The sequence below is a fragment of the Amycolatopsis sp. NPDC104819 genome (genome assembly GCF_055583145.1).
Genome location: NZ_JBVJON010000005.1, coordinates 459,512 through 473,467, shown reverse-complemented (window position 1 = coordinate 473,467; position 13,956 = coordinate 459,512). Strand labels below are relative to the sequence as shown.

The 13,956-nt window shown below is 72.4% G+C and carries 16 protein-coding genes; 9 read left to right on the top strand and 7 right to left on the bottom strand.

Annotated elements, in window-relative coordinates:
- Positions 1-75: 75 nt before the first annotated feature.
- Positions 76-777: a TetR/AcrR family transcriptional regulator gene (locus tag ACZ63E_RS18325; RefSeq protein ID WP_465337227.1), complete on the top strand. Its 702-nt coding sequence runs from the start codon at positions 76-78 to the stop codon at positions 775-777.
- Complete coding sequence (locus ACZ63E_RS18320; RefSeq protein ID WP_465337225.1) at positions 778-2,391, top strand: alpha/beta fold hydrolase; 1,614 nt, start codon at positions 778-780, stop codon at positions 2,389-2,391.
- On the opposite strand, the gene ACZ63E_RS18315 is transcribed toward ACZ63E_RS18320, so the two are convergent.
- Genes ACZ63E_RS18315 through ACZ63E_RS18305 form a run of 3 tightly spaced genes read right to left on the bottom strand, consistent with a single transcriptional unit; the run spans position 2,334 to position 3,735 of the window.
- On the bottom strand, positions 2,334-2,762 hold the full coding sequence (locus ACZ63E_RS18315; protein ID WP_465337223.1) for a VOC family protein: 429 nt from the start codon (positions 2,760-2,762) through the stop codon (positions 2,334-2,336). The two genes, ACZ63E_RS18320 and ACZ63E_RS18315, sit on opposite strands and share 58 nt — an antisense overlap.
- Positions 2,759-3,127, bottom strand: a complete 369-nt coding sequence (locus tag ACZ63E_RS18310; protein ID WP_465337221.1) for an SgcJ/EcaC family oxidoreductase — start codon at positions 3,125-3,127, stop codon at positions 2,759-2,761. Before ACZ63E_RS18310 ends, ACZ63E_RS18315 begins: the two co-directional genes overlap by 4 nt.
- Positions 3,124-3,735: a hypothetical protein gene (locus ACZ63E_RS18305; protein ID WP_465337219.1), complete on the bottom strand. Its 612-nt coding sequence runs from the start codon at positions 3,733-3,735 to the stop codon at positions 3,124-3,126. The genes ACZ63E_RS18310 and ACZ63E_RS18305 overlap by 4 nt, the downstream gene beginning before the upstream one ends.
- An 85-nt stretch (positions 3,736-3,820) precedes the next feature.
- Between ACZ63E_RS18305 and ACZ63E_RS18300 the strand changes: the two genes are divergently transcribed.
- Positions 3,821-4,783: a LysR family transcriptional regulator gene (locus ACZ63E_RS18300; RefSeq protein WP_465337217.1), complete on the top strand. Its 963-nt coding sequence runs from the start codon at positions 3,821-3,823 to the stop codon at positions 4,781-4,783.
- Positions 4,784-4,792: 9 nt separating this feature from the next.
- Here ACZ63E_RS18300 and ACZ63E_RS18295 read toward each other — a convergent pair whose 3' ends face one another.
- From ACZ63E_RS18295 to ACZ63E_RS18280, 4 genes are all read right to left on the bottom strand, one after another.
- A complete protein-coding gene (locus ACZ63E_RS18295) occupies positions 4,793-6,760 on the bottom strand; it encodes a glycoside hydrolase family 31 protein (protein WP_465337215.1) in 1,968 nt (655 codons plus the stop codon).
- Between the two features lie 97 nt (positions 6,761-6,857).
- Positions 6,858-8,042: a sialidase family protein gene (locus tag ACZ63E_RS18290; RefSeq protein WP_465337213.1), complete on the bottom strand. Its 1,185-nt coding sequence runs from the start codon at positions 8,040-8,042 to the stop codon at positions 6,858-6,860.
- Positions 8,043-8,186: 144 nt separating this feature from the next.
- Positions 8,187-8,561 (bottom strand): hypothetical protein, encoded by a 375-nt coding sequence (locus ACZ63E_RS18285; protein WP_465337212.1) that lies wholly within the window; start codon positions 8,559-8,561, stop codon positions 8,187-8,189.
- A gap of 1 nt (position 8,562) precedes the next feature.
- Entirely contained in the window at positions 8,563-9,507 is a 945-nt protein-coding gene (locus ACZ63E_RS18280; protein WP_465337210.1) for a hypothetical protein, read from the bottom strand.
- A 270-nt stretch (positions 9,508-9,777) separates the two neighbouring features.
- On the opposite strand from ACZ63E_RS18280, the gene ACZ63E_RS18275 reads away from it, so the two are divergent.
- The 6 genes from ACZ63E_RS18275 to ACZ63E_RS18250 all read left to right on the top strand — a co-directional run bounded on the left by ACZ63E_RS18275 (position 9,778) and on the right by ACZ63E_RS18250 (position 13,926).
- A complete protein-coding gene (locus tag ACZ63E_RS18275) occupies positions 9,778-10,080 on the top strand; it encodes a DUF1905 domain-containing protein (RefSeq protein WP_465305854.1) in 303 nt (100 codons plus the stop codon).
- Between the two features lie 102 nt (positions 10,081-10,182).
- A complete protein-coding gene (locus ACZ63E_RS18270; protein WP_465337208.1) occupies positions 10,183-10,680 on the top strand; it encodes a YbaB/EbfC family nucleoid-associated protein in 498 nt (165 codons plus the stop codon).
- Positions 10,681-10,689: 9 nt separating this feature from the next.
- Positions 10,690-11,025 (top strand): hypothetical protein, encoded by a 336-nt coding sequence (locus ACZ63E_RS18265; protein ID WP_465305850.1) that lies wholly within the window; start codon positions 10,690-10,692, stop codon positions 11,023-11,025.
- Positions 11,022-12,149: a hypothetical protein gene (locus ACZ63E_RS18260; protein WP_465337206.1), complete on the top strand. Its 1,128-nt coding sequence runs from the start codon at positions 11,022-11,024 to the stop codon at positions 12,147-12,149. The genes ACZ63E_RS18265 and ACZ63E_RS18260 overlap by 4 nt, the downstream gene beginning before the upstream one ends.
- A 92-nt stretch (positions 12,150-12,241) precedes the next feature.
- Entirely contained in the window at positions 12,242-12,790 is a 549-nt protein-coding gene (locus ACZ63E_RS18255) for a hypothetical protein (protein ID WP_465337204.1), read from the top strand.
- Positions 12,791-12,894: 104 nt separating this feature from the next.
- On the top strand, positions 12,895-13,926 hold the full coding sequence (locus ACZ63E_RS18250; RefSeq protein WP_465337202.1) for an ion channel: 1,032 nt from the start codon (positions 12,895-12,897) through the stop codon (positions 13,924-13,926).
- Positions 13,927-13,956 lie beyond the last annotated feature (30 nt).

The window sequence follows — 13,956 nt, the reverse complement described above, 5'->3', positions numbered from 1 at the left end:
GCCCGCACCCCGCTTGACAGGCCGGTTGGGGTCCCTTTAGTTTTAGGGGGTAACTAACTGGCGGGGGGAACTGCGGTGACGAGCACCGGAGGCGGCCGTCCCGCGAAGATCGCGGTGGCCGACATCGTCCGGGCCGGTCGTGAGCTGGGGCTGCGGCAGCTGAGCGTCAAGGCGGTGGCGACGCGGCTGGGGGTCACGTCGACGGCCCTGTACCGGCACGTCGAGGGGCGGTGGGGGCTGGAGCGGCTGGTCGGCGAGAGCCTCCTGGCCGAGCTCCGGCTGCGGGACGACCCGGCGCACGACACGACCCGGCACCTCGTGGCGTTCGCGCTGCAGCTGCGGGAGTTCGCCCTGGCGCACCCGGGGCTCGCCGGGTACCTGCAGCTGCTGTTCCCGCGAGGAGAGGGCGGGCAGCGGGCGCTGGCCGCCGAGGTCGAGGCGCTCGGCCGGCGCGGGTACGCGGTGGACGCGGCGATCGTGCTCAGCGGCGCGGTCGCCTCGCTGACCGTCGCGATGACCGTGTCGGAAGAAGCCAGTGCCACGGCCGAAGACCTGGACGGCGAGGGCCTGGACCGCGAGCGGCGGGCGGTGGCCGGCCGGCTGGTCTCCGACGAGCGGCTCGGGCCCGCCCACACGACGTTGCCGCAGCTCGAGCGGCCGCTGTACGTGCGGTTGCTGCTGACCGCGGCGATCCGGGGCCTGGTGGCGGTCTGCCCGCCCGGCCGCCCGGTGGCCGAGATGGTGGCCGAGCTGGCGGCCACCGGAGGGGAGCTCTAGATGGCACGCGGTGTCCAGGGCGCGATCCTGCGTGGGCTCGGCGCGCGGGACCACGAAGCGACGGTCACCGGCACCGAACAGCTCGCACCGCACTTCGTCCGGATCCGGTTCACCGCCCCGACGTTGTTCGACGACGTCGTGCCCGGGCCGGCCGCGTGGCTGCGCTTCTGGTTCCCCGACCCGGACGGCGGGCCGGCCGAGCACCAGCGGGCGTACACGATCTCCGAAGCGGACCCGGCGGCCGGCACGTTCGCGGTCGACGTCGTGCTGCACACCCCGGCCGGGCCCGCGTCACGCTGGGCCCGGTCCGCGCGGCCCGGGACGACGGTTCCGGTGACGTCGCTGGGATCCACCACGTTCGAGCCCGGCACCCCGGCGGGGTGGCTCCTCGTCGGCGACGCCGCCTCGATGCCGGCGATCGACGCGATCCTGGGCGTGCTCCCTGTCGAGCTGCCGGTGGCGGTCTACCTGGAGGAACACGTCCCCGACGACCGCCTGATCCCGCTGCGGGCGCACCCCCGCGCGCGGGTCCACTGGGTGCCGCGGCGGGACGCGGGGTCGCTGGCCGCGGCGATCGAGGAGCGGGACTGGTCGGGCTGGCGGGCGTGGGTCGCGACCGAGTCGGGGTCGTTCCGGCAGGTGCGCACCCGGTTGCGGGGGAGCTTCGGACTGCCGAAGACCGACGTGCACGGGCGGGCCTACTGGTACCACGGGCGCGCGATGGGCTCGTTCCGGTCCGGAAAGGACGGTGCCGTCGCGGCCGTCGAGGGGGCGGCCGCGACGCACACCCAGGGGATCTCGGAATGGGTTCCCACCCCCGACGGCCGCCGGTTGCACACGATGGTGCTGGGCTCCGGCGCCGGGCCGACGGTCGTCTTCGAGGCCGGCGCCGCGGCGAGCCGCTCGTCGTGGGCCGCCGTGCAGCCGGTGGTCGCCCGGCACACCCGGGCGATCGTCTACGACCGCGCGGGCTTGGGGCGCAGCGAGCCCGATCCCGCCGGCCGCACCCTGACGCGGCTGGCCGGTGACCTGACCACGGTCCTCGACCACTTCGGCCCGGGCCCGTTCGTCCTCGTCGGGCACAGCGCGGGCGGCCCGATCACCCGGCTCGCGGCCGCGGCGCACCCGGAGCGGATCGCCGGCCTGGTGCTGGTCGACCCCACCGACGAAGCCGCGGACGTCCTTTTCGGACGGACGTTCCGCCGCGCCGAACGGCTCGCGCTCGGCGCGGGCGCCGTGCTGGCCCGGCTGGGGCTGCTCAGGGTCGTCTTCCGCGGGCTGCTGAAGGGCGTCCCGGACGACGTCGGCCGCGACCTGCGCCGCGAGGCGTTCGGGCCGGGTGTGGTCCGGACCCAGCGGGAGCAGGCGAAGACGTTCCTCGACGAGCTGGCGACGTGGCGGTCCGCGCCGCCCGAACTGGGCGGCGTCCCGGTGACCGTCATCTCGGGCGGCCGTCCCGGGGACGGCATGAGCACGGCGATGCGCGCGGCGGCGAACGCGTCCCACGCCCGCCGGGCGGCGGGTGGCCGGCACGTGGTCGCCGCGCGCTCCGGGCATTACGTCCCGCTGACCGAACCCGAGGTGGTCGCCGCCGAGGTCGTCCGGCTGCTCTGATCGACCGACGGCGGCAGGAACCCGTGCTCCGACAGGTCGAACCAGTTGCCCTCCGGGTCGATCGCCCGGTACTCGGCGAACGGACGGTCGCCGCCGCGCAGGGCCGGGCGGGGGACACCGGCCGCGGTGAGCGTCTCCGCCAGCGGGGCCACCGCCGGCACCTCGAAGCCGAAGTGGTTGAACCCCGTCGCGACGTCGCCGGTCAGCTGCTGCTGGATGAGCGCCAGGTTGAGGTACCCGTCGGTGACGAAGTGGCTGCCGTCGGGGTCGGTGTGGAACAGCTCCATCCCGAACTGCGCGCAGTAGAACTCGGCCATGCGCTGGGCGTCCCGGACGACGAAGGCGAGGTGGCGCAGGCGGGGGCGGGTCATGCGGGTCCCTTCGGGATCATGTTGTGGAAGGCGGCGATCTCGGCGACGTCGCCGTGGCGGACGACGGCCGCGGCGTGCGTCACCACCCCGGCGGGGTGGATCTCCGACGTGACGTGCACCAGTGAAAGATCCGGCGCCAGGGGACGGACCAAGGTCACCGACGCCGACAGCGTCGTCCCCCGATAGACCGAAGCGAAGAGGCGGCCGTGGCTGTCTTCGACCGCGGCCCGGCCGGAAACGGCTTCCCCGCGGACGTTCACGAAGGCGACGTCGGCGGCGAACACCGAGGCGAACCGGGCCGCGTCGCCGGCCGCCCAGCCCGCCGCCATCGTGTCCCACAGGGCCGGGATGCGGTGGTCGGTCACGCGCTCACCACGGCCGCCGAGGCGTGGACGCGCAGGGACAGCGGCGCACAGTCGCCGTCCCACGCGCCGAGTGAGTAGTAGAACGCGCCGTGCCGCCGTTCGAGATAACAGACGACGTTCAGCGGCCAGCCCGCGCCGCGGAACACGTATTCGTCCATCGGCGTCGGCCGGTCGCTCAGCGGACGGTCGCGTTCGCATTCCGGGCCGAGCCGGTGCCAGTCCGGGTGCAGGTGGATCGAACCGAGCACGTCGAGATCGCGCGCGCCGGCGTCGCGGGTGATGCGGAGCAGGTCGGCGGGGTCGAACCACCAGGCGCGCACCGGGTTTTCGTACGCGGAGCCGAACCGCGGGACGATGGCGGCCGCGAACTCCGCCCGGGCACTGGGATCCGTCGTGCGGGCGTTGCGGCCGAAGGCGAGGTCGGACACGACGACGGCGTCGTCGGCGAACGCGCCGAGCAGCACCGCGAAACAGGGTCTCGGTTCTTCCGGGGTGATGAACGCGTATTCGGCGGCCGCGGCGTCGAGGAACCTCCGCAGCACGTCGTCGGACAACAGCACGGGAAGTGCCGGCTTCCCGCTCACCGGAACCGAAACCAGAACAGTCACCCCGGAAACGTAAACGCGCGCCCGGCCCGGTGGCGATGATCGTCACGGAGTCGGCCCTATTGCATCGCGCGATAACGTTCCGATCATGCGTCTGGAAATCCGGCACCTGGAACTCGTGGTCGAGGTCGCCGCGGCCGGCAGCCTGCGGCGGGCGGCCGCGCGGCTGCACCTGAGCCAGCCCGCCGTGACCACGCAGCTCAAGCGGATCGAGCAGCTCGTCGGCGGCTCGCTGTTCGTGCGCTCGGCCGAGGGCGTGCTGCCCACCCACGCCGGCGCGGAGTTCGTGCGCGACGCGCGCACCCTGCTGCGCCAGTTCGAAGTCCTGCAACGCACCGCGCGTGTGAACACCTGCAGCGAGGCGGGCGCGCCGGTCAAGGTCGGCGGGATCCCGGCGCAGCAGTTCAGCCTGCTCGTCAACACGCTCACCGCGATGGTGCCGCGGCGGGAGGTCACCAGCCGCACGATCCGCGAGACGGGCGCCCTCACCGCGTTGCTGCGCTCGGGCGAGCTGGACGTCGCGGTGCTGCGCGAGTTCCCCGGCTTCCCCTTGCAGCTGCCCGAAGGCGTGGAACACCGGCTGCTGCTGCGGGAGCCGTTCTTCGTCGGTGTCGCGGAAGGACACCCGCTGGCCGGGCGGGGCGAGATCGGCCTCGCCGAGCTGGCCGACGAGAAGTGGGTGATGCCCGACCCCGACGACAGCGGCATGAACGACTACTTCGCCCGCGTCTGCGCGTCGGCCGGTTTCGAGCACCGCATCACGCACTTCACGAACGAAGCGCACGTCGCTTTCGCGCTGACGCGGGAGAACCGCGCGATCTGCCCGCTCTACCCGATCGGCACGGCCCGCGACGGCCTGGCGACCCTCTCGCTCACCGGGACTCCGCTGCACCGCGGGCTGGTGCTCGCCTGGCGCACGGAGTCCGCGCTCGCCGCGCTGGTGGACGAGGTGTGCGAAGAGATCCGGCTGGGTTACCTGGCCCTCGTCGAGAGCACGCCGGGCTACCGGCGGTGGTGGCACGACGGCGGGGCGGCGTTCGCCCTGCCGTGAGCGGGCCGGTCATCGCGAGAGGGCCGCGACCAGCCCGGCCGACCCCGGCGCGCCGAGGCGGACGAACATCGGCGTGACGTCGAGCGGCGCGGGGTAGTTGCGCAGAGTGCGTCCGCCGAGCTCGACCCGCTTGGTGTTCGGGTCGAACCACAGGCCGGCGGGCAGGACGACGTCGCGGGTGGTGCCCGCGGCGAGCACCGGGGCGGCCAGCAGCGCCGGGCCGAGCAGCCACTCGTCGTCGATCGTGTCGAAGCGGTGGTCCCGCGGGAAGTCGAAGAACACCGGCCGCATGATCGGCGTCCCGTCCGCGACCGCCTGCTTCACCTGGGTCTTCAGGTACTCGGCCAGCTTCGCGTGGGTCCGCACGGCGCCCGCGTACCGCTCGGCGGTGCCGGCCGGGTAGGTCACCGTCTGGCCGGTGGTGGTGTCGACGGTCGTCACCGGCGACGTCGAGGCGTACATCAGCGGCATCAGCGACGCCGCCTGCGCCCAGCGCACGAGCACCTCGGGCGAGGGCGGCGGTTCGCTGTTGGAGCCGCCGATCATGTCCGTCTCGACAAACGGGTACCCGTCGGTGGAGATGACCGAGGCCCGGCGGACGGACGTGCGCAGGCCGTCCCACGTCGTGTCGGCGTCGACGGCCCGGATCACGAAGCCGTAGCGCTGGGTGCCCCAGTGCGTGCGGATGCCGGCGCCCTGCTGGTCGAAACTGTCGGTCATGTCCGCGCCGAGCCGCTGGTAGTCCTGCGGGGTCAGCCCGCCCGAGGTGGCGCAGCTGTCGTCGAAGAAGCGGGTGTCGAACTTGAAGCCGTCGACGCCGTAGCCGGCCATGAGCGTGCGCAGGTTGCCGGTGTACCAGTCGCGCGCCTGCGGGTTGCCGAGGTCGATGATGCCCGCGGTGCCGTTCCACCACTTGACGGTGCACGGTTCGCTGGTTCCCTTGGCGCGCAGCAGGTAACCGTGGTCGCGGGCGTAGGCGTAGTTGGCCGAGTCGAGGTTGATCCAGAACGTCGTCCACAGCCCGAACTTCTGGCCCAGCGCGTGCACGTCGTCGACGAGCTTCTTGGGCGCGGGGAACGTCTTCGGGTCGAAGGTCAGGTTGCCGTAGTTCGACTCCCACTTGTCGTCGAGCTGCACGGTGTGCCCGGCGACCCCCGCGGCCGTCAGGTCGCGCGCCCAGGCGAGGACCTTGTCCTGGTCGATGTTGCGGTAGTACTGCGCCCACGAGTTCCACAGTGGACTGGTGTATTCGGCGTCGGAGGCGTCGCTCTTGGCGGGCTTGCCGACCTCGCCGAGGTAGTCGTCGTAGACCGCGCGCCGGCTCGATTCGACGAAGATCGTGCTGGAGTACTCGGCCGAGCCGGTGACGGTGAGGTCGGCACGCCCGTTCGCGAGCGCGACCTTCATCGGCTGCGCGGTGCGCACGAAGAGACCGACCGACTTCGACGTCGAGAAGTACGGCTCCTGCATCATGTAGCTGGCGGGGGAGAACTCGGGTTCGTCGACGACGCCGGCGGAGAGCGGGTACGGCTGGGGTTTGCCTTCGCTGGTCTCACCGCCGCCGTACCAGTGCCCGGACGTCGCCAGGTCGAAGTGGGTCGCCCGGTCTCCCGCCGCCTCGCCGCCGACCGACCAGCTGAGCTCGAAGCGGTCCGCTTTCGGCGTCAACCGCAAGGTCACGGCCTTGCCGGCGGTGCTGTCGGCCACCGCGACGAGCGTGTCACCGTGCTTCTCGACCGACCGCACCCGAGTGGCGACCCCGCCGGCGAAGGTGAAGGCGTCGGGAGCCGTGCGCAGGAGCTGCTCACCGCCCCGGGACACGCTGATCCCGAGGCGGTGCGTGTCGACGCGCAGCTGGTAGCCGGGGGCGTCGCCGCTGCGAGGCACGGTCAGCGACGCCTGCTGGGCCGCGGCGGCCGGTGTCGCGCCGGCGAGCAGCAGGCCGATGGTCCCGAACACCAGTGTGCGTCGCTGCACCCGAGCCTCCAGTAAGTGCGAGAAGTTGCTCGTTACTGCGCTGGATTGCGCAGGAGTAAGCAGACAGGGTGACGCGGTTGCTTGTCAAGGGGGTGCGCTACCCGCCGAGCCGGGTCAGCGGGAGCCGCTGGAACACGATGGTTTCGTACGGCCCCGCCGTGCCCGTCTCGTACAGCAGCCCGACCGTGAGCGGGTCGGCCTGGACGAGGTCGGAGTACGCCGCCGGGCCGGTGGTCAGCGTGCGGCCCGCGTGCCAGGTGTGCCCGCGGTCGGTGCTCAGCCGCAGCTGCATCACCGAGCGCGTCGCGGGGTCGGCCGGGCCGGAGTACAGCACCAGCCACGGCAGGGTCGTCTGGAGCACACTGCCCTCGACCTTCGTCCCGGACACCGACGGCTGCGCCCGGTACGGCCGCACGAGGGTCTTGCCGCCGTCGACGCTGTAGCCGTCGACGCGGTGCTCGGGCGCGGAACCCTGGTTGCGGCTGGAGAAGTAGAGCGTGCCGTCGGGCAGCTCGGTCGCCGTCGTCTCGTTCGCCGCGACGACGCCGTCGGTGCGGTCGTCGGTGAAGCCGATGTGCCAGGTGCGGCCGTCGTCGTCGCTGTAGAGGCCGTGGCCGCCGTAGTACTTCGCCTCGGTGCCGACGTCGGCCGAGCCGGCCGGCGGTGCGCTGGAGTGGTTGGCGGGCACCACGATCCGGCCCGCGTGCGGGCCGTGGCGCAGCAGTGTCGCGTGCCCGGGACCGGTGGCGTACCACCGCCAGCCCGGCAGCTTCGTGTCCGCGGTGATGTCGCGCGCGGCGGTCCAGGTGCGGCCGTTGTCCCTGCTGCGCTGGACGAACACGCGGCGGGTGTCCTGCTCGGACGCCTCGCCGGACATGATCTGCTTCTCCGAGACGAGTCCGTTGTGGACGGTCAGCAGCACCAGGTCGCCGTTGCGCGCGAGCACCGGGGTCGGGTTGCCCGCGGTCGCGTCGCCGTTGCTGGTGACCACGGACAGGGCGCCCCAGGTGCAGCCGCCGTCGCGGGAGCTGCGCGAGACCGTCTGGATGGCGCCCGAGTCGCCCGCCGAGTCGCGCCGGCCCTCCGCGAATGCCACCAGCGCGCCGTTCGCCGCGCGCACCACGGCCGGGATGCGGAACGTGTCGTACCCCTCGGTGCCGGAGGTGAACGGCACGGAAGACGTGCAGCCGTGGGCCGGCGCGGCCGTGGCCGCCGGAGTGAGGGGCAGCCAGACCACGGCCGCTGCCAGCAGAATCGTGCCGAACCTGCGTGTCGGTGCCACCGGCGCCGCCTCCTCGCTGAGGGGATGGGGAGCTAGGACATGGGATGTCCGACGTCCTATGTCCCGACAACCTAGGAGGCGCGTGCGCGCGCGTCAAGGACCACGCTGAGTGCCGGATCGGCTACCCAGCGAGAAAGAACTGCTTCACCGCAACGAGTTCAGGAACTCCGCGCCGTAGTCGTGGTCGTCATCGTCGTCCGGTCCGGGCTTCGGGCCCGGCTCCGCATCCGGAAGGGCCGCGAGCGCCGCGATCTCGTCCCGGGTCCGGGCCGCCGCGCCGTCGAGGGCCGCCTGCCGGTCCGCCTCGGGCAGGGCGTGCCACTCGGCGATGCCCGCGTGCGCCGCTTCGAGCGTCTCGTCACTCAGGTACGAGCGGTACAGCAGGTCTTCCGGCTTCGCCCGGCCCGCCAGGACGTCGCGGGCGAAGTCGGCCAGGTCGCCTTCGCCGCGGGCCAGCAGCACCATCTGGTTGTGCCTCGCGCGCCGGCCCTGCTCGGTGCGCCACGGTGAGCTCTCCACGTCAGGTCCCCGGGTGCCTGTAGGGTTCGCCGGGCCAGGCCTTGGCGGCGATCTCGCCGTTCCCCGCCACCAGCTCGGAGATCGACGCGATCGTGTGCGCCAGCGTGTTCAGCGTGTCGATGGCCGTGCGCAGCGGGGTCACCTCGGTCAGCACCCCCGCAATCGCCTGCCGGACCGACTCGCCGTCGCCGAGACCGGCGATGCCCAGCAGGAACAGCTCCAGGGCCTTGCCGAGCTTGAGGACCTTGCCGAGCAGGGCGTCGAGGAGCCCTTCGAGCGCGATGTCGAGCGCCTGCATCGCGTCGTAGGCGGCGCGGGCGAAGTTCTTGATCTTCCAGCCGGCTTCGGTGCAGAACTTCGCGTGTTCCGCGCAGGCGTACGAGTAGTCGGTCAGCCAGGCGCGCGCGGCCTCACCGGCGTGCCCGGTCCAGCGTTCCTGGATGCCGAACCGGCCGCGGTCGACGTTCTGCTTGATCTTGCCGAACGCGATCCCGGTGTCCTCGAACACCATGCCCTGCCGCAGCAGCGCGTCCCAGTCGCCGGCCACCAGCTTCTCGACGACGGTCAGCAGGTCGATCCCGACCAGCTTCGTCAGCAGGCCCCGCGCCGCCCCGGAGATCGACGCCCCGCCGGCGATCCGGTCGGCGATGCGCTGCAGCTCGATGTTCCAGCCGCCGAACGCGTCTTCGCCCGGGTTGTCCGGGCCGGTGTACTCGAGCTCGGGGTGCCGCGGGTTGCGGGAGGCGTTCTCGAAGTCGGTGAAGGCCGCCGCGGTTTCCGGCGAGGCGACGTCGCCGGGCGCGACCCGCTCGGACAGCGCGTCCGGATAGGACGCGTCGGCCTTCGCGGCGGCTTCGTGGTCGGTCTCCCGGTACAGCTTGGCCACGGCGACGAGCGCGGTGTCGTAGGCGTGCGCGAGCGACTCGGCCTTGCCGCCGTTGGCCACGGCGAGCTCCTGCCACCGGTCGAGCGGCGCGGCCAGCTTGCCCAGCAGCCCCTCACCCCATTCGTTCGGGCCGTCGGTGGCCGCGGCGCGGTAGAGCCCGGCCGCGGCGCCGGCCCGCCCGGCCAGCGCGCCGAGCTTCCCGATCGCGTCCGGGTCGGCGGTGAAGGTGCTGCTGATGGTCGTGCCTTTCGAATCCGAGGGTGCTGACGCAGGTGCACGCGCGCCGCGGTGATCCGGTTTAGTGTCGGTGCCGCGTGTGACACTGGCCAGGTGAACTTCGTCTTCGACGCCGAGCTCTGGGAGTGGGACGCCCGGCGCACCGAGAGCTGGACCTTCGTCAGCCTGCCCGTGGCCGCGTCGGAGGAGATCCGTGAGTTCGCCGCCGGCCCCCGGCGGGGCTTCGGCGCGGTGCGCGTCCGGGTCCGGGTCGGGGCGACGACCTGGCGGACGTCGATCTTCCCGGACAGCGGCCGCGGCGGTTACGTGCTGCCCGTCAAGCGGGCCGTCCGGCAGGCCGAGGGCCTGGAAATCGGGGGCACGCTGACGGTGAGCGTCGAGCTGATCAACGTCTGAAACCCCCGGTCGGTGCGGGATCTGCGGAAAACCGATCCCCGCACGCACGAATCTGTCAGAATTCGGCCACTGTCCGCCCCCGCACCCACGCAAGGAGACACGATGTCCGCCCAGATGGACGAGCTGATCGCCCAGTTCGAGCACTTCCGGGCCAAGGTGCAGCAGGCCGAGGCCCGCTTCGCCGACGTCGGCGACATGCAGGAGCGGATCGCCCGGGTCGAGACCACCGTCACCTCGCCGGACGGCACCGTCACGGTGGCCGCGGGCGCCGGCGGCACGATCACCGACGTCCGGCTCACCGCGGGCGCCATGCGCGTCGAGGCCGGTCAGCTGGCCGCCACGATCATGAGCACCATCCGCGCCGCGGTGGCCGGCGCCGTCCGGCAGCAGGCCGGGATCGTGGACGACACCTTCGGCGACACGCTCGGCGTGAACGTCTCCGAGCAGGTGCGCCAGGCCCAGACCGAAGCGTTCGGAACCGTGGCGGCCGAACCCGCGTCGGAACCGCAGCCGCCGCACCCGGCGCGGCCCGCCCGCCGTCGCCCGGCCGGCGACGACGACTACTTCGACGACCAGGGCCCCATCCTCCGCCGATCCTAGGAAAACGCGATGCCAGACGGAATTCAGACGAACATCGGCGCGATCTCCGCCTACGCCCGCCAGCTCCCCTTCTACGAAGGCGAAGCGGACAAGTTCGGGGCCAAGATCGACGCCGCCGACGTGACGAACGAGGCCTGGGGCCTCATCGGCCTGTACGCCAAGCAGGGCTACACCGACCGGCTGACCGAACTGCGCTCCCTGCTCACCGACCTGAAGGACGGCGTGGACGGGTTCACCGCGAAGCTGACCAAGGCCGCGGAGATGTACCAGGGCACCGAAGACGCCGGCAAGGTCACCTTCGGCCGCTACGAGGCGGAGATCGACGCGGTGGGGAAGGGCGAATGACCGAGCCGAAGAAGAGCATCGCCGACGCGCTGGACGTCCAGGCCTACGACGAGAGCACCGGCGCGAACCTCGACCGCGCGGCCGGCTACGTGCCGGTGGCGGGCACCGCCTACAAGGCGGGCAAGTCGATCGGCGAGCACGCCCAGCAGGCCGCGCAGGCGGGCAACTTCGGGGAGCTGGCCTCCGCGGGGGGCGCGCTGGTCGGCGACGGCGCGAAGTTCGTCGGGGCCGCCGCGGGCGACATGGTCACCTTCGCCATGGACCCGATCGGCTGGCTGGTCAGCCACGGGCTGAACATGCTGCTCGAGCTGGTCCAGCCGCTGCAGGACGCGCTGCACCAGGTCACCGGCGACGGCCCGGCGATCGGGCACGCGTCGGAGAACTTCGTGACGATCGCCCAGGGGTTTGTCGCCCTCGCCGAGGACTTCGAGAAGACCGGTGACACGGCGCTGGCCGAGTGGGTCGACGACGCCGGCAACGCCGCGAAGGAAGCGCTCGGCGACTTCTCCTCGGGCATCCGCGGGGTCGGCTCGGCCGCCGGTTCGGTGGCCGAGGTGCTGCAGATGTGGTCGATGGTCATGGTGGTCATCGAAGAGGTGATCAAGGGCATCATCACCGAGCTCGTGTCCTGGCTGATCACGCTCTGGCTGCCCGCGCTGGCCGCGTCGGTGATCAGCTTCGGCAGCTCGGTCGCCGCCGCGATGACCGCGTCCATCGCCAAGGCCGCGACGGTCCTGAAGAAGGTCACCGGCTACCTGGGCAAGTTCGGCAAGCTGCTCGAGACCTTCATCAAGTTCCTGGAGAAGTACTCGACGAAGCTCGTCGAGTTCACCACCAAGCTGCGTGTCGGCGTGATGCCCGGTCAGACCAAGTTCGGCTTCGGCAAGGTCGCCGAGGGCTGGCAGCCGAGCAACCGGGTGCTCACCACGATGCTCGGCACCAGCGCGGGCGCCGGGCCGCTGCTCGCCGGAGCGGGTGTCAAGGCGGGCATCGGGGCCGCGAAGGGCGCCTTCGCCGAAGGCAAGGACGCCGTCACGCCCGAAGGAGACGAACCGTGGTTCGACAAGAGCGAGATCGGCGGGGACCGGAGCCCGGAGGAGACGCGGAAGGACCTCGACATCTAGACGCCCGGGCCGCGCGGCTCCAGGACCAGGTCGAACGCTGGTCGGCCGAGGCCCGGGTCCGGCCCGGGTTCCGGGAGCGCGTCGAGGAGCTGATGCGCGCGCGGTGGCAGGAGCCGGTCATCGTGCTGCGCCTCGGCGACACCGACCTGGGCTTCGCCGTCCCCGGCCGTCGCCTGGACGGCACGGTGCAGGGCAAGCGGCTCGTCCGGCGGTTCTTCTGGAACATCCTGCGCGGCATCGGCACGGCGGTGTTCGCCGTCTTCGCCCTGGCGAACGGCGGCGCCCCGGGGCGGCCGTTCCAGCGGGAGGTCCGGGTTTCGGGCCCGGCGGACGCGCTGGTGCTCGACCTGGCCGACCGGTTCCGGCGGCTGGACGGGCCGTGGCTGGTGTGCTCGCCGTCGAGCCTCGCGGTGGTGGACACCGGGTCGACGTCCACCGACCTCGCCGACGCGCCCGAGCCGAAGGTCGTCTGGGAGGCACGCGGGGCGGCGGCGCCGCAGCTCAGCCTGCGCAAGCGGACCCTGACGTGGCCGGACGGCTCGAGCCTGCAGTTCCCGCTGCATGGCCGCACGGAAGACCAGCACCTGCGGAAGTTCCTCGAGTACCCCGACGTCGTCCACTGGACCGGCCGTCCCGGATAACCGGACTGTCTCAAGAGGACTCATTCCGGTAACCGCCGTTGTTTCCCCGCCCGCCGGTGTGATCGGCTGGCGGGAATTCGCGGTCGGTCCGGTGAGGAGGAGCGGTGCCGTTCTTCCTCTCCCGCTTGTTCTCGCGCTGGCTGGCGAACCGCGGCTGGACGCTGCCGGTGCTCGTCGTCGTGTTCGTGTTCGCCACCAGCTGGCCGCTGATGGTGCTCGCCGAACCGGCGGGCAGCGACCTGGTCCGGGCCGGCAACTACTGGTGGTACTTCGTGGTCACGGCGGCCACCGTCGGGTACGGCGACTACTCGCCCGAGAGCACGGCCGGCCACTTCGTCGGCGCGTACGTGATCATCGGCGGGATCGCCACCCTCACCACGGTGTTCACCAAGCTCGCCGCGAAGCTCGAGCAGGCGAAGGGACGGCGGATGCAGGGGACCGAGCCGGTGCGCGCCACCGGGCACACGGTGCTGATCGGCTACACGGCCGGGCGGACCGAGCGGATCGTCGCCCAGCTGCTGGCCGACGGCGTGGCGGGGCTGGTGGTCTGCGCGGGCGAGGAGGTCGCGGTCCACCCGATGCCGGCGCAGCCGGTGGACTTCGTCCGCGGTGAGCCGACGGCGGCCGGTGTGCTGGAGCGGGCGGCCGTGCCCCGGGCCGCGGCCGTCCTGGTCGACATGGCGGACGACAACGAAGCGCTGGCCGTCGCGGTCACGGTCGACCACGCGAGCCCGTCGGCGCACGTGGTGGTCGCGCTGCGGGACATGGAGAAGTCCGAGCTGGTCCGGTACGTGAACCCGCGGATCAGGTGCGTCCAGTGGCACACGCCCCGGATGGTCACCGAGGAGCTCACCTCGCCCGGGATCACCGACGTCTACGCCGAGCTGATGACCACGGGCGGCGCGGGGACATACTCGGTGACCCTGCCGGAGTCGCTGGGACGGCTGCCCGCCGAGCGCTGCCGGCTCGCGCTGGGCCGGACGTTCGGCGCCACCATCCTGGCCGCCCGGTCGGCCGGCGACCTCGTGGTGAACCCCGCCTGGGACCGGGACCTCCCGGCCGGCGCGGTGCTGTACTACGTGAGCCCGCGCCGGTTGAGCGAAGCCGAGGTCGAGTCGGCCCTGCGCGCGTCGTGATGCCGTCAGCGTGATCGGCTCGACCGGCTC